General features: G+C 71.0%; 18 protein-coding genes and 1 riboswitch. Of the genes, 3 read left to right on the top strand and 15 right to left on the bottom strand.

Translation table 11 applies throughout. The annotated features are described in order from the left end of the window. Positions 1-22: 22 nt before the first annotated feature. The gene (locus DJ010_RS07550; RefSeq protein ID WP_109693167.1) at positions 23-790 is read right to left on the bottom strand and encodes a PIG-L deacetylase family protein; all 768 of its coding nucleotides are present in this window, start codon (positions 788-790) and stop codon (positions 23-25) included. A 149-nt stretch (positions 791-939) separates the two neighbouring features. Between DJ010_RS07550 and DJ010_RS07545 the strand changes: the two genes are divergently transcribed. Further along, positions 940-2,040, top strand: a complete 1,101-nt coding sequence (locus tag DJ010_RS07545) for a class I SAM-dependent methyltransferase (RefSeq protein WP_109692990.1) — start codon at positions 940-942, stop codon at positions 2,038-2,040. Positions 2,041-2,043: 3 nt separating this feature from the next. Here DJ010_RS07545 and arc read toward each other — a convergent pair whose 3' ends face one another. The 4 genes from arc to DJ010_RS07525 all read right to left on the bottom strand — a co-directional run bounded on the left by arc (position 2,044) and on the right by DJ010_RS07525 (position 6,795). After that, positions 2,044-3,786: a proteasome ATPase gene (gene arc, locus DJ010_RS07540; protein ID WP_439331691.1), complete on the bottom strand. Its 1,743-nt coding sequence runs from the start codon at positions 3,784-3,786 to the stop codon at positions 2,044-2,046. Positions 3,787-3,878: 92 nt separating this feature from the next. Beyond that, complete coding sequence (locus DJ010_RS07535; protein ID WP_109692988.1) at positions 3,879-4,646, bottom strand: glutamine amidotransferase; 768 nt, start codon at positions 4,644-4,646, stop codon at positions 3,879-3,881. Further along, a complete protein-coding gene (locus DJ010_RS07530; protein WP_439331690.1) occupies positions 4,646-5,614 on the bottom strand; it encodes a tRNA (adenine-N1)-methyltransferase in 969 nt (322 codons plus the stop codon). Before DJ010_RS07530 ends, DJ010_RS07535 begins: the two co-directional genes overlap by 1 nt. 35 nt (positions 5,615-5,649) lie before the next feature. Further along, positions 5,650-6,795: a site-2 protease family protein gene (locus DJ010_RS07525; protein WP_245927322.1), complete on the bottom strand. Its 1,146-nt coding sequence runs from the start codon at positions 6,793-6,795 to the stop codon at positions 5,650-5,652. 44 nt (positions 6,796-6,839) lie between these two features. Between DJ010_RS07525 and DJ010_RS07520 the strand changes: the two genes are divergently transcribed. Beyond that, the gene (locus DJ010_RS07520; protein ID WP_109692987.1) at positions 6,840-7,760 is read left to right on the top strand and encodes a RecB family exonuclease; all 921 of its coding nucleotides are present in this window, start codon (positions 6,840-6,842) and stop codon (positions 7,758-7,760) included. Here the strand turns inward: DJ010_RS07520 and DJ010_RS07515 are convergent. The 9 genes from DJ010_RS07515 to metH all read right to left on the bottom strand — a co-directional run bounded on the left by DJ010_RS07515 (position 7,736) and on the right by metH (position 20,612). Then, on the bottom strand, positions 7,736-9,055 hold the full coding sequence (locus tag DJ010_RS07515) for an ABC transporter ATP-binding protein (protein ID WP_211318690.1): 1,320 nt from the start codon (positions 9,053-9,055) through the stop codon (positions 7,736-7,738). The two genes, DJ010_RS07520 and DJ010_RS07515, sit on opposite strands and share 25 nt — an antisense overlap. Beyond that, positions 9,039-10,094: an ABC transporter ATP-binding protein gene (locus tag DJ010_RS07510; protein ID WP_109692985.1), complete on the bottom strand. Its 1,056-nt coding sequence runs from the start codon at positions 10,092-10,094 to the stop codon at positions 9,039-9,041. Before DJ010_RS07510 ends, DJ010_RS07515 begins: the two co-directional genes overlap by 17 nt. A gap of 1 nt (position 10,095) precedes the next feature. Then, entirely contained in the window at positions 10,096-11,034 is a 939-nt protein-coding gene (locus DJ010_RS07505) for an ABC transporter permease (protein WP_109692984.1), read from the bottom strand. After that, positions 11,034-12,074, bottom strand: coding sequence for an ABC transporter permease (locus DJ010_RS07500; protein ID WP_109692983.1), 1,041 nt, complete (start codon positions 12,072-12,074; stop codon positions 11,034-11,036). The genes DJ010_RS07505 and DJ010_RS07500 overlap by 1 nt, the downstream gene beginning before the upstream one ends. Positions 12,075-12,180: 106 nt before the next feature. After that, complete coding sequence (locus DJ010_RS07495; protein ID WP_158282965.1) at positions 12,181-13,815, bottom strand: ABC transporter substrate-binding protein; 1,635 nt, start codon at positions 13,813-13,815, stop codon at positions 12,181-12,183. An 86-nt stretch (positions 13,816-13,901) separates the two neighbouring features. After that, on the bottom strand, positions 13,902-14,591 hold the full coding sequence (locus tag DJ010_RS07490; RefSeq protein ID WP_245927320.1) for an HAD family hydrolase: 690 nt from the start codon (positions 14,589-14,591) through the stop codon (positions 13,902-13,904). Next, the gene (locus tag DJ010_RS07485) at positions 14,588-15,607 is read right to left on the bottom strand and encodes an aldo/keto reductase (protein ID WP_109692981.1); all 1,020 of its coding nucleotides are present in this window, start codon (positions 15,605-15,607) and stop codon (positions 14,588-14,590) included. The genes DJ010_RS07490 and DJ010_RS07485 overlap by 4 nt, the downstream gene beginning before the upstream one ends. Next, a complete protein-coding gene (locus tag DJ010_RS07480) occupies positions 15,543-16,841 on the bottom strand; it encodes a PAS domain S-box protein (RefSeq protein ID WP_439331685.1) in 1,299 nt (432 codons plus the stop codon). The genes DJ010_RS07485 and DJ010_RS07480 overlap by 65 nt, the downstream gene beginning before the upstream one ends. Positions 16,842-16,847: 6 nt before the next feature. Continuing rightward, on the bottom strand, positions 16,848-20,612 hold the full coding sequence (gene metH / locus DJ010_RS07475) for a methionine synthase (protein ID WP_109692979.1): 3,765 nt from the start codon (positions 20,610-20,612) through the stop codon (positions 16,848-16,850). 14 nt (positions 20,613-20,626) lie between these two features. Further along, positions 20,627-20,705, bottom strand: a riboswitch (S-adenosyl-L-homocysteine riboswitch). Positions 20,706-20,785: 80 nt separating this feature from the next. Between metH and DJ010_RS07470 the strand changes: the two genes are divergently transcribed. Further along, the gene (locus DJ010_RS07470; RefSeq protein ID WP_109692978.1) at positions 20,786-21,631 is read left to right on the top strand and encodes a PAC2 family protein; all 846 of its coding nucleotides are present in this window, start codon (positions 20,786-20,788) and stop codon (positions 21,629-21,631) included. Here the strand turns inward: DJ010_RS07470 and mshC are convergent, their stop codons facing one another. After that, on the bottom strand, positions 21,632-22,870 hold the full coding sequence (gene mshC, locus DJ010_RS07465) for a cysteine--1-D-myo-inosityl 2-amino-2-deoxy-alpha-D-glucopyranoside ligase (RefSeq protein ID WP_109692977.1): 1,239 nt from the start codon (positions 22,868-22,870) through the stop codon (positions 21,632-21,634). Positions 22,871-22,876 lie beyond the last annotated feature (6 nt).

Genomic DNA, 22,876 nt, shown 5'->3' with positions numbered 1-22,876 from the left:
GATTTCTCCCGATTTCCGCGGTTCAACGAGCGGGCGCCGCGAACACCTCCACCGAGACCCAGCGCCGGAACCGCTCGATGCCGACCGCGTCGATCAGCCCCGACGTCTGCGACGCCTGGGCGTGCAGGGCCGCCACCTTGCGGTCGAGCAGGGCGTCGTCGGGCACCAGGTGCACGACGACCTCCTCGGGCGTGACGATGCGCGGCCGGCCGAGCTCGTAGACACCGAAGTCCTCGTCGAGCTCACGGTCGCGCTGCGCCGTCGCCGGCGTCTCGACCGGGTGGAGCAGCCGCACGTCGCCGCCCGCCTGGTCGAGCGCGAGGTCCACCCAGCGGCTCACGGCGCGGTGGTCGGGGTGCCCGGTGACGCCGTCCGGGCCGAAGGTGAGCACGGTGTCCGGCTGCACCTGGTCGAGCACGGCCCGGATCCGCGCCACGGGTCCCGCGGCGTCGACCTCGGCGCACCCGCCGTCGGGCAGGTCGAGCCAGTGGTGGTCGGAGACACCGAGGATGGCCAGCGCGTCCTCGAGCTCCCGGGTGCGGACCGCAGCGAGGGCCGCTCTCGCCCGCGCCCCGGCGTCCGGGTCCGCGGCCTCCCCGCGGGTGGCGGTGACGCACACGGCGGGGCGATCGACGGCCGCCAGCGCGGCCAGCAGGGCACCGGAGAGGTAGGCCTCGTCGTCGGGGTGCGCCCACACGCCGAGGACCGTGCCGAGCCGCGCGACGTCGGCCGCGCCCACGGTCCCGCCGACGAGCCCGTCGGCGCACGGAGTGATCAGGTCGTGAGTCATGTCGCCGATGCTCCGGGCCACCGCTGTCACGGCTCTGTCACGGCTCTCGCCGGCGGTGGTGGTGGCGCGGCAGCGCCCTGCCAGCACGGGACGTGACGGTAGGGCACCAGCGGCGCCACCGGGCGCTGTCCAGCAGAAGGAGAAGGACCATGACCACCACCGACATCGACACCGACATCGACACCGACGTCGAGACCGCCCTCGACCTCGCCCGCCTCGAAGGCTTCGCGACCCGCGTCGCCCTGGACCGGGCCGCCGCCTACAACGGCGTGCTGGTCTACCTCGGTGACCGGCTCGGGATCTGGCGCGCGCTTGCGGCGGGTGACCGCTTCACGGTCGCCGAGCTCGCCGAGCGGTGCGGCGTCGCCGAGCGCTACCTCCAGGAGTGGCTGTCGACCCAGGCCGCTGGCGGCTACATCGAGTACGACGCGCCGACGCGGTCGTTCTCACTGCCGGCCGAGCACGGCCTGGTCCTGGCCGACGAGAACACCCTCGCCTCGGGGATCGCCGGGTTCGAGGTCATCGCCGCCGTGTGGGCCGCAGCCGACCAGCTCGCCCACGCCTACGTCACCGGTGACGGGGTCGGCTGGCACGAGCACGACTCGCGTCTCTACTCCGGCGTCGACCGGTTCTTCGCGACCCAGTACCGCAACTCGCTCGTCCAGGAGTGGATCCCCGCGATCGACGGCCTGACCGAGGAGCTCGAAGCGGGCATCCGGGTGCTCGACGTCGGCTGCGGGCTCGGCTCCGCCGACATCCTGATGGCGCAGCGGTTCCCCGGCTCCACCTTCGACGGCGTGGACTACCACGAGGAGTCCGTCCGCCGCGCCATCGCGGCGGCGGCCGAGGCCGGTGTCTCCGGGCGGGTCACGTTCCGGCAGGCCGACGCGACGTCGTACGACAGCAGCTACGACCTGATCTGCTTCTTCGACGCCGTGCACGACATGGGAGACCCGGTCGGCGCCCTGGCCCACGCCCGCGAGCACCTCGCCCCGGGCGGCCGGGTGCTCGCCGTGGAGCCGTACGCCGAGGACACCCTCGAGGCGGGCATCGGCAGCCCGGTGGCGCTGACCTACTTCGCCGCCAGCTCCGCGCTCTGCGTGCCGAACAGCATCGACCAGGGCGGGGAGGCGCTGGGGGCGCAGGCCGGTCCGAAGCGGCTGCTCCAGGCCTTCGTCGACGCGGGGTTCAGCCACGCCGTGGTCGCCGCGGAGACGCCGTACAACCTGCTGATCGAGGCGCGCGCCTGACCCTCAGAGGTACTGACCGGTGTTGGAGACCGTGTCGATCGACCGCCCCGGCTCTGTGCCCTGCTTCCCGGTGATCAGCGTGCGGATGAACACGATCCGCTCGCCCTTCTTGCCGGAGATGCGGGCCCAGTCGTCGGGGTTGGTCGTGTTCGGCAGGTCCTCGTTCTCCTTGAACTCGTCGACGCAGGCCTGGAGCAGGTGCGAGATCCGCAGCCCCTTCTGGTCGTGGTCGAGGAAGTCCTTGATCGCCATCTTCTTCGCGCGGTCGACGATGTTCTGGATCATCGCGCCGGAGTTGAAGTCCTTGAAGTACAGGACCTCCTTGTCGCCGTTGGCGTAGGTGACCTCGAGGAAGCGGTTCTCCTCGGTCTCGGAGTACATCCGCTCGACCGCGGCGCGGATCATGCCCTGGACCGTCGCGGCCGGGTCGCCGCCGAACTCGGCGAGGTCGTCGGTGTGGAGCGGCAGGTTCGACGTGAGGTACTTGCTGAAGATGTCGCGTGCCGACTCCGCGTCGGGCCGTTCGATCTTGATCTTCACGTCCAGCCGGCCCGGCCGGAGGATCGCGGGGTCGATCATGTCCTCGCGGTTCGAGGCGCCGATGACCAGCACGTTCTCGAGCAGCTCGACGCCGTCGATCTCGCTGAGCAGCTGGGGGACGATGGTGTTCTCGACGTCGGAGGAGACGCCCGAGCCGCGGGTCCGGAAGAGCGAGTCCATCTCGTCGAAGAACACGATCACCGGCGTACCGCTGCTGGCCTTCTCCCGGGCCCGCTGGAACACCAGCCGGATGTGGCGCTCGGTCTCGCCGACGTACTTGTTGAGCAGCTCGGGGCCCTTGATGTTGAGGAAGTATGACTTCCCCTCCGCGCCGGTCTTGGCGGCGACCTTCTTGGCCAGCGAGTTCGCGACCGCCTTCGCGATCAGCGTCTTGCCGCAGCCCGGCGGGCCGTAGAGCAGGATCCCCTTCGGCGGCTTCAGCTCGTGCTCGGCGAACAGCTCCGGGTAGAGGTAGGGCAGCTCGACGGCGTCCTGGATCATCTCGATCTGGTTGCCGAGCCCGCCGATGGTCTCGTAGGTGATGTCGGGGACCTCTTCGAGGACCAGCTCCTCGACCTCCGACTTCGGCACCCGCTCGTAGACGTAGCCCGCGCGGGCGTCGAGCAGCAGCGAGTCGCCCGCGCGCAGGGTCTCGTCGAGCAGCGGCTCCGCGAGCCGGACCACGCGCTCCTCGTCGGCGTTGGCGATGACCAGCACCCGCTCGCCGTCAGCGAGCAGCTCCTTGAACATCACGACCTCGCCGACCGTCTCGTAGTCGAACGCCGCCACCACGTTCAGCGCCTCGTTGAGCATGACCTCCTGGCCGCGCCGCAGGGAGTCGAGGTCGACGTTGGGGCTCACGCTGACGCGCAGCTTGCGGCCACCGGTGTGCACGTCGACGGAGTCGTCCTCGTTGCGCTGGAGGAACGTGCCGAACCCGGCCGGTGGCTGGGCGAGCCGGTCGACCTCCTCCTTGAGCTTGAGGATCTGGTCGCGCGCCTCCCGCAGGGTGCCGGCCAGCCGTTCGTTCTGTGCCGTCACTGCCGCGAGCGAGCGCTGGGCGTCGGCGAGCCGCAGCTCCAGCGAGCGCGACCCCCCACCCGGGGTCTCGGTCAGCCGGTGACGCAGGTCGTTGATCTCGGCCTCGAGGTAGCGCACCTGCTCCTCGAGCTCCTCGCGGCTCTGGCGACGCCCGTCAGCACCCATGCTCGACATCGGCTCACACCTCCTGGTCGATACCTGACTACGACCCTACTCGGAGGGATGTTGCAGGGAAGGGCAACTTCGCGGGGCGTCGGTCACGATTGCATTGCGTCGGGCTGCCCGTCGCCCTGCCGGCAGCGGGCCGCGAAGTTCCTCAGGATCGTCATCGGGTGGACCACCGTGACGGCCGCGGCGGCCGCCCCGAGCACGTCCTGCTCGGAGGGGTCGAAGTAGCCGTGGTGGGCGTAGACCGCGATCCGGGTGAGGATGCCGCCGAGGTCGAGCTCGGGATGGAACTGGGTCGCGTAGACGTTGCTGCCGACCCGGAACGCCTGGACAGGAGCCGCGGCGGACGTGGCGAGGGCGACGGCGTGGTCGGGCAGCCGGCTGATGGCCTCCTTGTGCCCTCCGTACGCCGTGAACGCGGGCGGCAGGCCGGCGAACAGCGGGTCGACGGCGCCCTCGTCGGTCAGCTCGACGCTGACCGGGCCGACCGGCTCGGGCCAGGAGCGGTCGACGACCGCACCCTGGTGCCGGCCGACCGTCCCGATGCCGTAGCAGGCGCCGAGGAACGGGAAGTCCCGGGCGACGACGTCGTCGAGGAGCCGGGCCAGGTCCTGCTCGGCCTGGACCTGGGCGTCGGGCTTCGACTCCTCGGGGTCCGAGGCGTTGTAGGCACCGCCGCCGAGGATGATGCCCGCCCAGGCGTCCAGGTCGACGTCCGGCAGCGGGGAGGTGCCGAGCTCGAACCGGCGGACCTCCTCGATCGGGACACCGAGGAAGCGCGCGAACGCGGCGTGCTCGTCGAGGGCGGCCCGTTCCTCCGTGCGGATGGACAGCAGCAGGAACGGCTTGGCCGCCATCAGTCCTCCGCGGCCTCGTCGGTGCGCGGGTCCGCCTCGTCCGCGCGGGGCCCGGTGTAGTCGGGCCCGTAGGCGCCGGGGGCGGGCCGCCGGGACTTGCGCGGGGCGCGCTCCCCCGGCGCCATCCGGCGCGCGGTCACCAGGAACGCGGTGTGGCCGATCATCTTGTGCCCGGGACGGACGGCGAGGCCCTCGACGTGCCAGTCCCGCACCAGCGACTCCCACGCGGACGGCTCGGTGAACCCGCCGTGCACCCGCACGGTCTCCACGAACCGCGACATCTGGGTGGTGGTCGCGACGTAGGCGCAGAGGATGCCGCCCGGGCGGAGGGCGTCCGCGGCCGCGTCGAGGCAGTCCCAGGGGGCCAGCATGTCGAGGATGATCCGGTCGCACCGCTCCCCCGACGCGGGCAGCGCCTCGGCGAGGTCACCGATGGTCAGCTGCCAGGCCGGGTGCGCCTCGCCCTCGGCGGCGCCGAAGAACTGGCTGACGTTGCGCCGGGCGACGTCGGCGAACTCCTCGCGCCGCTCGTAGGAGGAGACCCGTCCGTGCGGGCCGACGGCGCGCAGCAGCGAGCAGGTCAACGCTCCGGACCCGACCCCGGCCTCGACCACGTGGGCCCCGGGGAAGATGTCGGCCATCGCCACGATCTGGGCCGCGTCCTTGGGGTAGACCACGGCCGCGCCGCGCGGCATCGAGACGACGAACTCCGACAGCAGCGGCCGGAAGACGAGGTACTCGCCGCCGGCCGAGGAGGTCACGGTGAACCCCTCTTCCCGGCCGATCAGCTCGTCGTGGTCGAGGTGGCCGCGGTTGGAGAAGAACCGCTTGCCCGCCTCGAGGCAGAAGTTGTGCTTGCGTCCCTTGCCGTCGACCAGGCGGACCCACTCGCCGGCGCGCAGCGGTCCGCGGTGCACGCCGGACCAGGCCGCGGCAGCGACGTCGCCGGGGTCCCCGGCGGGGTCGATGGTGCCGGCATCGGTGGAGCTCACGGTCGGGGAGCCTATCCAGCCCGGACGGCCCGCTCCACGTCGGCGGTGGCCAGCACGCCGAAGACCGAGCCGTCGGGCTCGACGAGGAGGTACTCGCTGGCCGGGGTCCGACGGATCGCGTGGAGCAGCTCGGCCCCGGTGATGGACACCGGCAGCCGCAGCCCCTCCTCGAGGGTCCGGGTGACCGTCGACACCGCGACCCACGGCCGCCGCTCCTCCGGCATCGCCCGCATCGCGGCCTCGTCGACCACGCCGACGGCGCGGCCCGCGGTCGTCACGGTGACGATGCTCCCGGCCTGCGCCTCCTGGGCGCGTCGGACGGCCTCGGCCAGCGGCAGGTCGTCAGGGACGGCGAGGGTACGACGCGCCAGGTCGCGGGCGACGACCGCGGAGAGGCGGGTGCGGATCTTGGCCGAGGCGATCGCCTGGCTGGCGCCCGTCCAGAGGAACAGCGCGATCACGAACGCGAGCACGGTGTCGAGCAGCGTGATCTCGTCGTACCCGAGGGCCGGCAGGACGAGCGGCAGCAGCAGCACGGCCACGGCCGTCACGCGCCCGCCCCAGCCCGCGGCCACCACACCGGTCTCCGAGCGGCCCGTCGCCTTCCACACCGCGGCCTTCAGCACCCGGCCGCCGTCGAGCGGCAGGCCGGGCACCAGGTTCATGACGCCGATGATCAGGTTCGCGCCGGCGAGCCCCTGGACGGCGAGCAGCAGCAGCCCGTCGGGCGTCACGAACCACAGCGCGACACCGACCGCGCCGACGCCCAGGGAGGTCAGCGGGCCCACGACCGCGATCCAGAACTCCTGGCGCGGGGTGCGGGACTCCCCCTCGATCGCCGTCACCCCGCCGAGGAAGTGCAGCGTGATCGAGTGCACCTCGAAGCCGTAGTGCCGGGCCGCGACGGCGTGAGCGGCCTCGTGCAGGAGCACGGCCAGGTAGAGGACGACGGCGAACGCGACGCCGGCGACGTACTTCCAGCCGCCGAGGCCCGGCTCCACCGCGTCGACGTGCGGAGCCATCACGAACGCGATCAGACCGGCGACGAGGAACCACGACGAGGACACCAGCACGTCGCTGCCGGCGATGGTGCCGATGCGGAACGTCCCGGGAGGGTTCCGCCCGCGCCGGCCGCTCTCCTGGTCGCTCGTAGCCACGACTCGAGGCTATCGCTGTCGGTGGCATCCCCTACCTTCGGTGCATGAGCACCCCGACCGTCCCGGCCGGCGTCACGCCCGTCGATCCCGCGGAGCGGGTCGGCACGCGCGTCGACGGCGTGGACGTGCTCGGGGCGTTGTCGCCGTCGCGCGCGGGCGACTTCCTCGCCTGCCCGCTGCTCTACCGGTTCCGCACCGTCGACCGGCTTCCCGAGCCGCCGTCGGTCGACGCCCTCCGCGGCACCGTGGTGCACAAGGTGCTGGAGGACCTGTTCGACCTGCCGGCGCCCGACCGGGTGCCCGGCCGCGCCGCCGCGATGGTCGAGGGAGCCTGGGAGGTGCTGCTCGCGGCCGAGCCGGCCCTCGCCACGCTGTTCCCCGAGCACGACGAGGGAGCGGCGGTCGGCGCCTGGCTGGAGTCGTGCCGATCGGTGCTGGAGCGCTACTTCAGCCTCGAGGACCCCCGCCGGCTGGAGCCCGCCGACCGCGAGCTCTACGTCGAGACGGTAACCGACTCCAAGCTGCTGCTCCGCGGGGTCATCGACCGGGTCGACGTCGCGTCCGACGGGGCCATCCGGCTGGTCGACTACAAGACCGGGACCAGCCCCGGGCTCGACTACGAGGGCCGGGCGCTCTTCCAGCTCAAGTTCTACGCGCTGGTCGTCTGGCGGATGCGCGGGATCATCCCCAAGCGGTTGCAGCTGATCTACCTCGCCAACGCCGAGGTGCTCTCCTACGACCCCGACGAACAGGACCTCCTCGCCACCGAGCGCAAGGTCCTCGCCGTCTGGGACGCGATCAAGCACGCCCAGGAGACCGGCGACTGGCAGCCGAGCCCGGGGCCGCTGTGCCGCTGGTGCTCCCACCAGGCGCTGTGTCCCGCCTACGGCGGCACCCCGCCGCCGTTGCCGGAGCCGTCGGAGGAGTCGGGCCGGGAGGCTCAGGCCTCCGACTCCTCCGGGTAGAGCACGCACGCGACCTCGACGCCGCCCGACCGACGCAACGCCGGGTCGACACCCTCGTGGAACCGGACCCGGACCCCGGACCCCTCGTCCTCGATCATGTCGACGCCGCGCCACATCGGGTCGTCAGGAGCCTCGGACCGGACCCGGTCGAGGAACGCTCGGGCCGACTCGGCTCCCTCCTTGCCCAGCGTGGCGCTCTTCTCCGGCCGCTCGAGGTGGTCGAGGTCGCCGACGAGCGAACGCTCCGCCTCGTACTCCTCCGGCGAGCGCCGGGTCCAGTGCGCCTCCACGATGGTGCGCAGGTCCCGCGACTCCCAGCCGCAGATGTCCGTCGCCTCGCTGCACCGCGGGTGGAACGAGCAGCCGAGCGGCGGCTGGGCGGCGTCCGGCACCTCTCCCCGCGGCAGGTCGCGCGGCAGCTGGCGCCCCGGGTCGGGGTCGGGGATCGCGCGCAGCAGCGCCTTCGTGTACGGGTGACGCGGGTTGGCGAAGATCTCCTCGGTCGGCCCGATCTCCACGATCCGGCCGAGGTACATGATCGCGATCCGGTCGCAGAAGTACTTCGCGCTCGCGAGGTCGTGGGTGATGTAGACGTAGGTGAGGCCGAGGTCCTTCTTGAGGTCGAGCATCAGCTGCAGGATCTTCGCCCGCACCGACATGTCGAGCATCGAGATCGGCTCGTCGGCGACGAGCACGCTCGGGCCGGTGATGATCGCCCGCGCGATGACCACGCGCTGCTTCTGCCCGCCGGAGAGGTCCCGCGGGTACTTCTCGAGGAACAACTCGACCGGGGACAACCCCACCCGCTCGAGCGCGTCGATCACCTTCACGCGCCGCTCCGCCGCGGACCGCATACCGTGGACGCGCAGGGCGTCGCCGACGGCCTCCTCGATCGTCATCGCCGGGTTGAGTGCGGCGCTGGGGTCCTGGAAGACCATCTGGATGTGGCGGCGCATGTCGCGCAGGCTGCGGCGGCTCAGCGAAGCCAGGTCCTGCCCGCGGAACTTGATCGAGCCCTCGGTGGCGGGCGCGAGGCCGAGGAGCGACCGGCCGAGGGTCGACTTGCCGCTGCCGCTCTCGCCGACCAGCCCGACCACCTCACCCGGCGCGAGCGCCAGGTTGACGCCGTCGACCGCCTTCACGACGCCGGCGTCACGGCCGAACAGGCGCGCCAGCGTGCCGCCGCGCAGACCGAAGTGCACCGACAGGTCGCGGACGTCGACGATCGGGGACGCCCCGAGCCCCGACCCCGGCATCGTGCTGTCCGGCATCGTGCTGTCAGGCTTCGTCGGCAACGGCCAGCTCCTCCTGCTTGAGCGGGCGGGTGCCGCCCTCCGGGATCTCCTCCTGGGGTCCGACCAACCAGCACTCGACCCGGCCACCGGTGGGCCGCTCGATGTTGATCGGGTTCTTCGTCGCGCAGACGGCCATCGCCTCCGGACAGCGCGGGTGGAACCGACAGCCGTCCGGGGGGTCGACCAGGTCCGGCGGCGACCCCGGGATGAAGTTCAGCCCGGTCGTGCGCAACGAGATCGTCGAGCGGAGCAGCTCGCGGGTGTAGGGGTGCTGTGGGTTCTCGAAGACGTCGGCGACCCGGCCCTGCTCGACGATCCGGCCGGCGTACATCACCGCGACCCGGTCGCACGCCTCGGCCACGATGCCCACGTTGTGGGTGATGAGCAGCAGCGACGTCCGGAAGTTGCGGCGCAGGTCGTTGAGGATCTGCACGATCTGCGCCTCGACCAGCACGTCGAGGGCCGTGGTCGGCTCGTCCGCGACGATGAACGCCGGCTTGAGCACGAGCGCCAGCGCGATCATCAGCCGCTGGCGCATGCCGCCGGAGAACTCGTGCGGGTAGGAGCGGTAGCGGGTCGGCGGGATGCCCATCTGACGCAGGGCGTCGAGCGCCCGCTGCTTGATCTCGTCCTTGGACAGCCCCGGGTCGTGCTGCTTGATGGTCTCCTCGAAGTGGTCGGAGATCCGCAGGAGCGGGTTCAGCCGGGTCAGCGGCTCCTGGAAGATCATCCCCAGCTCGACGCCCCGCAGCCGGTAGGCGTCCTTCGGGCGCATCGACAAGACGTCCTTGCCGTCGAACCAGACCTCGCCGTCGCGCTTGGCGCCGGGCGGCAGCAGCCCCATCAGCCCACGGCCGAGGGTCGACTTCCCGCAGCCGGACTCGCCGACCAGCCCGAGGGTCTCCCCCGGTGCGATGTCGAAGCTCACGCCGTCGACCGCGCGGATCGCGCCGCGCGTGGTGCCGTACCAGACCCGCACGTCCCGCGCGGAGATCACCGGATCCGTGGAGGAGGCCTCCATCGAGATGGCCGGTTCCATGTCAGCGCTCCTCCCGGGCCGCGGGCCCGCTCATGACCACCGGCAGCAACCGGCGCCGGCGCAGGGTGGGGTTGATCGTCTCGTTGAGCCCCTCGCCGACCAGCGTCAGGCCGGTCACGAGGAGCACGATCGCGAGGCCGGGGTAGAGGCCGGTCCACCAGATGCCGGAGCCCGCGTCGGCCAGCGCCCGGTTGAGGTCGTGCCCCCACTCTGCCGCGTCGGTCGACTGGATGCCGAGCCCGAGGAAGCCGAGGCCGGCGAGCGTCAGGATCGCGTCGGCGGCGTTGAGCGTGCCGAGCACCGGCACGCTCTGCACCACGTTGCCGAACAGGTAGCGCCGCATGATCACGAAGTCGCTGGCCCCGATCGCACGGGCCGCTTCGACGTACGCCGCCTCCTTGGCGCTCACGGTGGTGTTGCGGACGACACGGAAGTACTGCGGCACGTAGATCGCCGACAACGACAGCGCGACCGCGAGCACGGTGCCGCCGAGCAGGCCGGTGAGCAGGAACGAGAACACGATCGCCAGCAGGAAGGACGGGAAGGCGAACATCGCGTCCATGATCAGCACGAGGATCCGGTCGACCCACCCGCCGTAGTAGCCCGACACCAGGCCGAGCGGGACGCCGACCGCGACGCAGATGACGATCGACAGGATCACGACCTCGATCGCCGTGCGGGCGCCCCAGATGACCCGGGACAGGACGTCGAAGAACAGGCGGTCGGTGCCGAACCAGTGGTCGCCGCTCGGCGCTCCTGCCTTGGGGAACTTCACCCCGTCGGCGGAGGCCTGCGCGAAGCCGTACGGCGCCAGCAGCGGCGCGAAGATCGCCAGGATGACGAAGACGGCCGTGATCGCCAGCCCGATGACGAGCATCCAGCGGGCCAGGCCCGCGGTCTCGGTGAACGGCTTGGCCAGGATCTTCAGGAACTTGCGCATCAGTACCTCACCCGCGGGTCGATGAGCGCGTTGACGATGTCGACGAGCAGGCTGATCAGGACCACCGCGATCGCGAAGACCGTGACGATGCCCTGCACCGCCACGTAGTCGCGGTCGTTGATGTACTCGACGAGCCGTTGCCCCAGCCCCGGCCAGTTGAACGTCGACTCGGTGAGCACCGCACCGCCGAGCAACAGCGCGAACTGGAGCCCGATCACCGTGATGACCGGCACCAGGGCGTTGCGGAACGCGTGCCGGCGGGTCACCTTGCTGGTGCTGATGCCGCGGGCCTCGGCGGCCTCGACGTAGTCGCTCTGCATCGTCTGCAGGATGTTGACCCGCACCAAGCGGATGAACACGCCGCAGATCAGCAGGCCGAGGGTCAGCGCGGGCAGCAGCAGGTGCTTGAGGACGTCCTCGATGTAGTAGCTGTTGCCGCTGAGGAAGACGTCGAAGAGCAGGACGTGGGTCTTGTTGAGCCCGTCCCGCTCCATGTAGAAGACCGTCTCCACGCCGGCCGCGCCCGAGGTGGGCAGTCCGAGGGGCTTCGCGACGTAGGCCTGCAGCAGGAAGCCCACGAAGAAGATCGGCGCGGCGTAGGTGAGGATGCCGAAGACGCGGATCACGACGTCCGGCACCGTGTCGCGGTAGCGCCCGGCGACGAGCCCGAGCGGGATGCCGAGCAGCAGGGCGATCACGAACGCGGCCAGGGTCAGGCTGAGCGTGGCGCCGCCGTTGTCGCGGACCACCTCCAGCACCTTCTGGTTGTCGCTGAAGGTGGTGCCGAAGTCGAGCCGGACCACCGAGGAGAGGTAGTCCCAGTACTGCTGGATCAGCGGGTCGTTGAAGCCGAGGGCGGTCCGCCGCTGGTCGAGGGCCTCGTCGTTGAGCTTGCCACCGAGGGCCGCCGACACCGGGTCGCCGGGAGCGACCCGCAGCACGATGAACACCAGGGTGAGGATCACCCAGATCATCGGGATGACGAGCAGCACCCGCTGCAGGATGTAGCGCGGCAGGGATCCGGATCTGGAACCGGTCATCTCACGTCAATTCGTCGGTCCGTAGGTTCTCCACGCGTGGCACGTGGGGAGAGAACCGCGGCTCTCTCCCCACGTGCCGATGTGCGCGGCGGGCGCGATCAGTCGATCACTCGCCGGTCTTGCTCACCAGCCAGAAGCGGAAGATGAAGGACGGGTCGAGCGTGTCCTCCACCCCATCCATCTCCGGGCGGTAGATGCCGGTGTTCTGACCGACCCACGACGGCATGAACGGGACGTCCTCGGCGATGATGCCCTGCAGCTCCTCGAACGCGGCCTCCCGGGCGGCCGGGTCGGACTCGCCCTGCTCGGTCGCGACCAGGTCGTTGGCAGCCGGGTTGCTGTAGCCGTTCTGGAAGAAGCCGCCGTCGACGACGAACGGCGACAGGTAGGTGTCGGCGTCCGGGTAGTCCGGGAACCAGCCGAGGGCGAACAGGTCGTAGGCGCCCTCCTTGTAGATGGTCTGGTACTGCTCCCACTCGGTGCTCTTCAGGTCGACGTCGAACAGGCCGCTGTCCTCCAGCTGCCGCTCGAGCTCGTTGGCCTCGTCCTCCAGCGCAGGGCCGTAGTGCGTGGGTGTCCAGCCGACGGTCAGCTTGACCGGCGTCTTGATGCCGGCGTCCTCGAGGATCTGGGCAGCGGCGTCCACGTCGGGCTCGCCGTACTTGTCCGCGAACGCGTCGACCTGACCACCGAAGCCCGGGGGCACGATGGAGTACAGCGGGTCGACGGTGCCGTCGTAGGCGTTCTCCGCGATGGCCTCGCGGTCGAAGACCTGCGCGGCGGCCTGGCGGACGGCGACGTCCTTGCCGACCTCGCCGTCGGTCTTCCAGACCCAGTAACGGATCTCGGCGCCGTTGCCGGTGGCGACCTCGACGTCGTCGTTCTCCGAGAGGTCGGTGATGTCGGTCGGGCTCAGGCTGCGCCAGGCCACGTCGACCTCACCGGACTCGATGGCCAGCTTGAGGGCGGACGGCTCCGAGAAGTACTTGACGAAGACGGTCTCCGCGAGGGCGACGTTCTCACCGGTGTACTCCTCGTTGGCCTCCAGGGTGGCCTGGACGCCCGACTCGTACTGGCTGAGCTTGTAGGGGCCGGAGCCGACGACCTCGTCGTCGTTGAGCTTCACGTCGGCGGGGAAGGTGTCCTCGTCGACGATCGCTGCGGCACCGGGGTAGGTCAGGACGTACTGGAACGTGGTGTCCGGCTTGTCCAGGTTGAAGACCACCGTGGTGTCGTCCGGGGTCTCGATGGCGTCCGGGTTCAGGGTGACCGTGCCGTCCGCGGCGGTGTCGGTGATGCTGCCGAGCAGATAGATCGCCGCGCCGTTGGCGTCCTGGATCGCGATGGACCGCTCGAAGCTGTACTTCACGTCGGACGAGGTGAGGTCGTTGCCGTTGGAGAACTTGAGGCCCTCCTTCAGCGTGCACGTGAGGGTCTGCGGGTCGTCGTAGACGCACTCCTCGGCGGCGTCGCCGACGATCTCCGTCGAGTTCGCCGGGACCGTCACCAGCGTCTGGTAGATGTTGTACTCCAGCGTGCTCGAGCCCAGGTCGTAGGAGCCCGCCGGATCCAGGGCCGTCACGGTGTCGGTGGTGCCGAGGGTCCACGGCACACCGGTCGAGCCGCCCTCCCCGGGTCCGGATCCGCCGTTGCCTCCGCCGGGCTCGTCGTCGCCGCAGGCCGCGAGGGAGACGGCCAGCGCTCCCGCACCCACCAGGGCGAAGAACTTCTTCCGCTTCACGAGTGTCACCTCAGAATCGCTTCAGGCGGGCGCCGCTGGTCGGGCCCGAACTCCGTGCGGAAGATACTCCCGGGGGTTTCCGGCGGCTAGGGAAGATCCCCCGCGGCCAGGTCTCGATCCGGCAACGTTTTCAGCACGGCGGGTGTGACCCCGACGAGCGAGTCGACGAAGGTGCGGCGCTCCCCCGGCGGCACCTCGACGTGGTTGGGCACGACGAGGACCTGGCAGCCGGCGGCCGCCGCCGAGGTCGCGCCGGTCCCCGAGTCCTCGATCGCGATGCACTCCTCCGGTGCGACGCCGAGCGCCGCCGCGGCCGTCAGGTAGGGCTCGGGGTGGGGCTTCCCCTGGTCGACCTGGTCACCGGTGACGATCACCCGGAAGGTCTCCGGGGGCAGGTGCTCGAGGATCGGAGCGACGAACCGCTCGTAGGACATCGTCACCAACGCGCAGGGCACGCCGTCCGCCTTCAGCGCCAGCAGGAGCTCGCGCGCGCCCGGGCACCACGGCACCGAGTGCTGCACCCGCTCGACCACCCCGTCGAGGAGCCGTTCGACGACCTCCTCGGCGGTCAGCGAAGTCTCCAGCCGCTCGCGGATGTACTCGCCGGAGTACATCAGGCTGTGGCCGACGAGGTGCTTCGCGTCCTCGGTCGTCCACGTCCCGCCGTGCTCCTCGACCAGCTCGACCTCCGTCGCCATCCAGTACGGCTCGGTGTCGACGAGGGTGCCGTCCATGTCCCACAGGACTGCCGCGGGCAGCGGCCGCTCCTCGTTCACCAGCGGGGGTGGATCGAGGCGCGGAAGTGGCGGTCGTAGATGGCGGCGACGCCGTCGAGGAGCTCGGACGCCAGGGGCGGCAACCCTGCTGCGGCTGCGTTGGCCTGCGCCTGGTCGGTCGAGCGGGCGCCGGGGATCACCGTGGTGACGCCGGGCTGCTGGACCACCCACGCGAGCGCGACCTGGGCGGGCGTCGCGCCGGGCGGGCCGTGCTCGGCGACCAGTGCGGCGAACTCCCGGGCCGCCGCCAGGCCGGCGGCGTAGTCGACGCCGGAGAACGTCTCGCCGACGTCGAAGCTCTCGCCGTGGCGGTTGAAGCTGCGGTGGTCGTCGGCCGCGAACTGCGTCGACTCGTCGTACCGCCCGGACAGGAGACCCGACGCGAGCGGCACCCGGGCGATGATCCCCACCCCCGCCGACGCGGCCGCGGGCAGCACCTCGTCCAACGGCTTGCGCCGGAACGCGTTCAGGATGATCTGGATGCTCGCCACCGCGGGGCGCCGGATCGCGGCGAGGGCCTGTGCACACGTCTCGACGCTGACCCCGTAGGCAGCGATCGCGCCCTCGTCGACGAGGGTGTCGAGGGCGTCGTAGACCGCGTCGTCCTCGATCACCGCGCTCGGCGGGCAGTGGAGCTGGACCAGGTCGAGCGTGTCCACGCCGAGGTTGCGGCGCGAGCGGTCCGTCCACGCGCGGAAGTGGTCGAGCACGTAGTTCTCCGGCACCTGCTCCACGCGGCGACCCATCTTGGTGGCGACCAGCACCCCGCTGCGGGTGCGCAGGAACCGGCCGATGACCTGCTCGCTGCGACCGTCGCCGTAGACGTCGGCGGTGTCGAAGAAGGTCACGCCGGCGTCGTACGCCGCCTGCAGGACATCGAGCGCGTCCTCCTCGGAGACCTCGCCCCAGTCCGCGCCGAGCTGCCAGGTGCCCAGGCCGACGACGGAGGCGTCACGACCGGTGCGGGTGAACGGCCGCTGCTGCAGGGGTGAGCTCGAAGCTCGCGATGAAGACATGGGTCTCTCCGTCCAGGAGTCGTGGGGTGACCGTGAGCTCGACATCCACCTCGGACCCGTCGGCACGGACGACCGGGACGGTGAGCGGCAGGTCGAGCAGTACCCGGCGGCCGTTGGTGGCGTTCAGGGTGGTGCCGGCGATGTGGGCCTGGTGGTAGCGCTGGGGCACGACCACGATGATCCGGCGCCCGAGCAGGTCGCTCTCGGACTCGTAGCCCAGGAAGTCGACGACGGCCGGGCTGACGGCCACGATGATGCTCGCCGGGTCGGTCGCCAGGATCGCTTCGTCCCCCTGGGCCAGCTCCCGGTAAACCTGCCGGAGCTTGGTCTCGTCGGCGAGCGGGACCCGGACGTCGGTGCGCGCCCGCCACGGACGCGGCAGCGCCTCACCGACCGTCTGGCGCACGACCTCGCTGCAGATCCACTGACGCATCTCGGCGATCTCGGGCTGCGTCGGGGGGCCGAGGAAACGACCTCCCGAGGCGGCCGCGGACGCCTGGGTGAGCAGCCGGTCGAGCGTCGCGAAGTGCGGGACCGATGCGCGGGGGACCCTGATCGCGAAGTCGTCGGCCGTGACACCAGGCTCGATGGCGCCGGCCAGCAGCTCCTCGGGGCTGTCGGGGAGCTCCGGGACCGGGATCTGCTCGTACAGCAGGCTCAGCACCTCGCTGGCCCGGGCGTGGTCGTCGAGCGCGTCGTCGTCGGTGTCGAGCGCGAACAGGAGGTACTCCCGCAGCAACGCCTGCGCGTGCTCCTGCCAGGCCCAGTGCATGAGCAGGGGCATATTGCGGAGCGTGACGGGCACCTCCGCGTCCGACGGCACCTCCCGGAGAGCGGCGTCGCCGGACGAGCCGGCGCCCGCGGCCGGGCTGCCCAGCTCGAACCACACGACCTTCCCCTGCGGACGCGGCTCCGCGCCCCACCGTTGCACGCTCTGGTCGACGATGTGCAGGCCGCGACCGGTGCCGGAGGTGAGCGCGTAGTTCCGCTGGGCCGGCAGCTGGCTGCTGCCGTCCATCACCTCGACGCGGACGCCGTCCGGGGACGCCCACGCCTCCATCGAGAGCGGCACGCCGGTGTGCATCAGAGCGTTGGTGATCACCTCGGAGACGGCAAGCACGGCCGCGTCGGCCCACGCGTCCGCGGACGCGTCGTCCAGCAGCTGCATCAGAGCACGGCGAGCCACACCAGCGCTCCTGGGATCAGCCGTGAGCTCGACGTGGACGTGGGACACCCGGGGTCAGTCCTCCGGGTCGTAGCCCAGGTTGGGCGAGAGCCACCGCTCCGCCTCGGCGAGGGTCCAGCCTTTGCGTTCGGCGTAGTCGGCGACCTGGTCACGGCCGAGGCGGCCGACGACGAAGTACTGGGCCTCCGGGTGGCTGTAGTAGATGCCGGACACCGCCGCCCCGGGCCACATCGCCATCGACTCGGTGAGCTCGATGCCGGTGTTGGCCTGGACGTCGAGCAGCCGCCAGATGGTCTGCTTCTCGGTGTGGTCGGGACACGCCGGGTAGCCCGGTGCGGGTCGGATGCCGGTGTACTTCTCCGCGATCAGGTCCTCGTTGGTCAGCTGCTCCTCGGGGACGTGCGCCCAGAACTCGGTGCGCACCCGCTGGTGCAGCCGTTCGGCGAACGCCTCGGCCAACCGGTCCGCGAGCGCCTCGAGGAGAATCGCCGAGTAGTCGTCGAGCTCCTCCTTGAAGGCCATGATCCGGTCGGTCACCCCGATGCCGGCCGTCACCGCGAAGGCACCCACCCAGTCGCCGCCGGCGGCCAGGTCGGCCCCGATGGGCGCGACGTAGTCGGCCAACGACCGGTTCGGGACCCCGGCGCGGTGCTGCCCCTGCTGGCGCAGCTGGTGGAGCGTCGCCACGATCTCGGCCCGGCTGTCGTCGCCGTAGACCAGCACGTCCTCGCCGGTGCTCGCGGCGGGGAACAGGCCGTAGACGCCGTTGGCGGTGAGCCACTTCTCCTCGACGAGCTTGTCGAGCATCTCCTGCGCGTCGTCGTAGAGCTTGCGCGCGGCCTCGCCGTGGGTCGGGCTGTTGAGGATGTCGGGGAACTTGCCCTTCATCTCCCACGCGTTGAAGAACGGCTGCCAGTCGATGTAGCCGCGCAGCTCGGTGAGGTCGTAGTCGGTCAGGACGTGCACGCCCGGGGTCTTCGGCTGCGGCGGCGCGTAGCCGGACCAGTCGATGGGCGACTTGTTGTCCTGGGCCTCGGCGAACGACAGCTGGGGGCGGTCGGACTTCTGGGAGTGCCGGGCGCGCAGCGAGTCGTAGTCGGACTTGGTCGCGTCCAGCAGCGCGGGTCGCTGCCGGTCGTCGAGCAGAGCGGCCGCGGTCGGCACCGAGCGCGAGGCGTCCTTGACCCAGACCACCGGGCCGTCGTACTTCGGGTCGACCTTGACCGCCGTGTGGGCACGCGAGGTCGTCGCACCGCCGATCAGCAGCGGGATGTGCATGCCCAGGCGCTGCATCTCGGTGGCGAACCCGACCATCTCGTCGAGGCTGGGGGTGATCAGGCCGGACAGACCGATGATGTCGGCGTCGTGCTCCTTGGCCGCGTCGAGGATCTTCTGCGCCGGCACCATCACGCCGAGGTCGATGACCTCGTAGTTGTTGCAGGACAGCACGACACCCACGATGTTCTTGCCGATGTCGTGGACGTCGCCCTTGACGGTCGCCATGACGATCGTGCCGTTGGTCTCCTTGGCCGTGGCGAGCTCGGGGTTGTCGAGCTTCTCCTGCTCGATGAACGGGATCAGGTAGGCGACGGCCTTCTTCATGACCCGCGCCGACTTCACGACCTGCGGCAGGAACATCTTGCCGGCGCCGAAGAGGTCGCCGACGACGTCCATGCCGGCCATCAGCGGTCCCTCGATGACCTCGATCGGACGGCCGCCGCGGGTGGCGATCTCCTGGCGGAGCTCCTCGGTGTCGGCCTCGACGTGGGTGTCGATGCCCTTCACCAGGGCGTGCGTGATCCGCTCGCCCACCGGCAGGCTGCGCCACTCCTCGGCCTGTGCCTCGGAGACCTCACCGCTGCCGCGATGCTTCTCGGCGAGCTCGAGCAGCCGCTCGGTCGCAGCGACGGAGTCGTCGGTGCGGTTGAGGACGACGTCCTCGATCGCGTCGCGCAGCTCGGGGTCGATCTCGCTGTAGGGCACCAGTGCCCCGGCGTTGACGATGCCCATGTCGAGACCCGCCTCGACCGCGTGGTAGAGGAAGACCGCGTGGATCGCCTCGCGCACGGGGTTGTTGCCGCGGAAGCTGAAGCTGACGTTGGAGATGCCGCCGGAGACCTTGGCACCGGGCAGGTTCTGCTTGATCCAGCGGGTGCCCTCGATGAAGTCCACGCCGTAGCCGGCGTGCTCCTCGATGCCGGTCGCGACCGCGAACACGTTGGGGTCGAAGATGATGTCCTCGGGCGGGAACCCGACTTCGTCGACCAGGATCCGGTAGGCGCGCTCGCAGATCGACTTGCGCCGCTCGAGGTTGTCGGCCTGGCCGTCCTCGTCGAACGCCATCACCACTGCCGCCGCGCCGTACTTCTTGCACAGCCGGGCCTGCGCGCGGAACTCTTCCTCGCCGGACTTCAGCGAGATCGAGTTCACGATCGGCTTGCCCTGGACGTTCTTCAGGCCGGCCTCGATGACCTCCCACTTGGAGGAGTCGACCATGATCGGGACCCGGCTGATGTCGGGCTCCGAGGCGATCAGCTTGGTGAACCGGTCCATCGCGGCGACGCCGTCGATCATGCCCTCGTCCATGTTGACGTCGATGACCTGGGCGCCGGCCTCGACCTGCTGCGCCGCCACCGAGAGGGCGGTGTCGTAGTCGCCGTCCTTGATCAGGTTGCGGAAGCGCGCGGAGCCGGTGATGTTGGTGCGCTCTCCGACGTTCACGAACAGGCTGGCCTCGTTGATCGTGAACGGCTCGAGGCCCGAGAGCCGCATCGCCGGCTCGACGGTGACCGGCTCGCGGCGGGTCTTGCCCTCCACCGCGCCCGCGATCGCGGCGATGTGGTCGGGCGTGGTGCCGCAGCAGCCGCCGACGATGTTGACGAAGCCGGCGTCGGCGAACTCCGAGAGGACGCCCGCGGTGTCGGCGGGCGCCTCGTCGTACTCACCGAAGGCGTTGGGCAGGCCGGCGTTGGGGTACGCCGAGACGAAGGTGTCGGCCAGCCGCGAGAGCTCGGCGATGTAGGGCCGCATCTCCTTGGCACCCAGCGCGCAGTTGAGGCCGACGGCCAGCGGACGGGCGTGGCGGACGGAGTCCCAGAACGCCTCGGTGACCTGCCCCGACAGGGTGCGGCCGGAGGCGTCGGTGATGGTGCCGGAGATGACGACCGGCCAGCGACGGCCGGTCTCCTCGAACAGGGTCTCGACCGCGAAGATCGCGGCCTTCGCGTTGAGCGTGTCGAAGATGGTCTCGACGAAGAGCAGGTCGGCACCGCCGTCGACGAGCGCCCGGGCTGCGGTCAGGTAGGCGTCGACGAGCTGGTCCCAGGAGACGTTGCGGGCGCCGGGGTCGTTGACGTCGGGGCTGATGGACGCGGTGCGGGTCGTGGGACCGAGCGCGCCGGCGACGTACCGCGTCGTCTCGGTCGCTGTGGCGACCTCGTCGCTGACCCGGCGGGCCAGCCGGGCGGCCTCGTAGTTGAGCTCGTAGGCGAGCTCCTCCATGCCGTAGTCGGCCAACGAGACGGCGTTGGAGTTGAAGGTGTTGGTCTCGATGATGTCGGCGCCGGCCTCGAGGTACTCGCGGTGGATCCCGGCGATCAGGTCGGGCTGCGTGATGGAGAGCAGGTCGTTGTTGCCGACCAGGTCGCTCGGCCAGTCGGCGAACCGCTCGCCGCGGTAGCCGGCCTCGTCGGGCCGGTCGCGCTGGATCGCGGTGCCCATGGCGCCGTCGAGGACGACGATCCGCTCCCGCAGCAGCGCGGTGAGCTCACCGGTCGCGTCCGGGCGCCAGTGTTCTGTCGCCACCGTCTCCTCCGTCATGCCACATCCTTCCGTGATGGAAGGCGCCCTTGGAGATCCGTCGAGCGTGGCGGGCCGCCTACGACGGGGCCCGTTGCAACGCCTCTCGACACCACGATCCTAACCGGCCCCGGCGACCCGCCCGTGATTTCCCGCATGCTGGTTCGTCCCCGCGCCGGACTAGGCTCGGAAGCGTGATGGAGATCGAGGACACGCCGGAGCTCAACCGGCCGGTGGTGATCGCAGCGTTCGAGGGGTGGAACGACGCCGCGGAGGCGGCCTCGGCGGTCGTGGACCACCTCATCGACGTGTGGGACGCGCGCGTCGTCGCGGCGATCGATCCCGAGGACTACTACGACTTCCAGGTCAACCGGCCGAGCGTCGGCGTGGACGACAACGGGTTCCGCAAGCTGACCTGGCCCAGCACCCACGTCGCCGTGGCCTCGCCCCCCGAGCTCGACCACGACGTGATCCTCGTGCGCGGCATCGAGCCCAACATGCGCTGGCGCGGGTTCTGCGCCGAGCTGCTGGCCTGCATCGACGACCTCGGCGGTGAGCTGGTGGTGACGCTGGGCGCGCTCCTGGCCGACACCCCGCACACCCGCCCGATCCCGGTGACCGGCACCGCCACCGAGCCGGACCTGGTGGACCGGATGAAGCTCGAGCAGTCGACCTACGAGGGCCCGACCGGCATCGTCGGTGTGCTCCAGGACGCGTGCGTGAAGCTCGACATCCCGGCTGCGTCGTACTGGGCGGCGGTGCCGCACTACGTCGCGCAGCCGCCGTGCCCCAAGGCGACGCTGGCGCTGCTCGGCCAGATCGAGGACCTGCTCGGGCTGAGCATCCCGCTCGGCGACCTCCCGGAGGACGCCCGGGCGTGGGAGCGCGGGGTCGACGAGCTCGCCGAGGAGGACGAGGACATCGCCGACTACGTGCGGGCGCTCGAGGAGACCCGCGACACCGCAGAGCTGCCGGAGGCCTCGGGCGAGGCGATCGCGCGGGAGTTCGAGCGCTACCTCAAGCGGCGCGAGGAACCCTAGCTAGAGCGACAGGCCCAGCGCGGCGTCGAGGACAGGGAGCAGCGTCGCGGCTGCGTCCGGGTCGCTGGTGTCGGCCAGGCCGTCGGTGCCGAGCGTCGCGGCGACCCAGGCGTCGATCGCTGCGGTCGCTCGCGGCGCGTCGAGGTCGTCCGCCAGCGCTGCGAGCACCTCGGTGACCACGGGGGCGGCCGCGGCACCGGCCCCCAACGCGAGCGCCCGGCGCCACTGCGCCACGTCGTCGACGGCCGACCAGAGCTGGTCGTCGGTCCACTCCCAGTCCTCGCGGTAGTGGTGCCGCATCAGCGCCAGCCGGATCGCCATCGGGTCGATGTCGCTGTTGCGGAGGGCGGAGACGAAGACCAGGTTGCCGCGCGACTTCGACATCTTCTCGCCGTCGTAGCCGACCATGCCGGCGTGCGCGTAGGAGCGGGAGTACGGCGCTCCGGTGGCGACCTGTGCGTGGCCGGCGCACATCTCGTGGTGCGGGAAGACCAGGTCGCTGCCACCGCCCTGCACGTCCATCGTCGACCCGAGGTGCTCCAGCGCGATCGCGGCGCACTCGATGTGCCAGCCGGGTCGGCCGCGGCCGAACGGGCTGTCCCACGACGGCTCACCTGGCCGCTCGCCGCGCCACACGACGCAGTCGAGGGCGTCCTTCTTGCCCTCCCGCTCGGGGTCGCCGCCCCGCTCGGCGAAGAGCGCGAGCATGGTCTCCCGGTCGTAGCCGGACTCCTGGCCGAACGCCGGGTCGGCCGCCACCGAGTAGTAGACGTCCTCGTCGACCTTGTAGGTCGCACCCGCGGCCTGGAGCCGCTCGATCAGCGCGACGGCGAGGGGGATCGACTCCACCGCGCCGATGTACTGCTCCGGCGGCAGCACCCGCAGCGCCTGCATGTCCTGGCGGAACAGCTCGGTCTCGCGCTCGGCGAGCTCGACCCAGTCGACCCCGACCTTGGTGGCGCGCTCGAGCAGCGGGTCGTCGACGTCGGTGACGTTCTGCACGTACTGCACGCCGTGCCCGGCCGACCGCCAGGCGCGGTTGAGCAGGTCGAAGGCGATGTAGGTGTTCGCGTGGCCCAGGTGGGTGGCGTCGTACGGCGTGATGCCGCAGACGTAGAGCCGGGCGGTGCCGTCGTCGGGGGTGATCGTCGTCCGCTCGCCGGAGGCGGTGTCGTGGATCGCCACGGCCGGTCCGACCACGGACAGGGTCGGGACCTCGGGGGCGTTCCACGCGCGCATGCGGCG

The organism is Nocardioides silvaticus, assembly GCF_003160695.1.
Taxonomy (GTDB): domain Bacteria; phylum Actinomycetota; class Actinomycetes; order Propionibacteriales; family Nocardioidaceae; genus Nocardioides; species Nocardioides silvaticus.
This window is presented reverse-complemented; position numbering and strand designations above follow the sequence as displayed.

Coding starts and splice junctions, on each gene's coding strand:
- DJ010_RS07550 (WP_109693167.1), bottom strand. CDS start 790: ATGACTCACGACCTGATCACTCCGTGCGCCGACGGGCTCGTCGGCGGG.
- DJ010_RS07545 (WP_109692990.1), top strand. CDS start 940: ATGACCACCACCGACATCGACACCGACATCGACACCGACGTCGAGACC.
- arc (WP_439331691.1), bottom strand. CDS start 3,786: ATGGGTGCTGACGGGCGTCGCCAGAGCCGCGAGGAGCTCGAGGAGCAG.
- DJ010_RS07535 (WP_109692988.1), bottom strand. CDS start 4,646: ATGGCGGCCAAGCCGTTCCTGCTGCTGTCCATCCGCACGGAGGAACGG.
- DJ010_RS07520 (WP_109692987.1), top strand. CDS start 6,840: ATGAGCACCCCGACCGTCCCGGCCGGCGTCACGCCCGTCGATCCCGCG.
- DJ010_RS07510 (WP_109692985.1), bottom strand. CDS start 10,094: ATGGAACCGGCCATCTCGATGGAGGCCTCCTCCACGGATCCGGTGATC.
- DJ010_RS07505 (WP_109692984.1), bottom strand. CDS start 11,034: ATGCGCAAGTTCCTGAAGATCCTGGCCAAGCCGTTCACCGAGACCGCG.
- DJ010_RS07500 (WP_109692983.1), bottom strand. CDS start 12,074: ATGACCGGTTCCAGATCCGGATCCCTGCCGCGCTACATCCTGCAGCGG.
- DJ010_RS07485 (WP_109692981.1), bottom strand. CDS start 15,607: ATGTCTTCATCGCGAGCTTCGAGCTCACCCCTGCAGCAGCGGCCGTTC.
- metH (WP_109692979.1), bottom strand. CDS start 20,612: ATGACGGAGGAGACGGTGGCGACAGAACACTGGCGCCCGGACGCGACC.
- mshC (WP_109692977.1), bottom strand. CDS start 22,870: ATGCGCGCGTGGAACGCCCCCGAGGTCCCGACCCTGTCCGTGGTCGGA.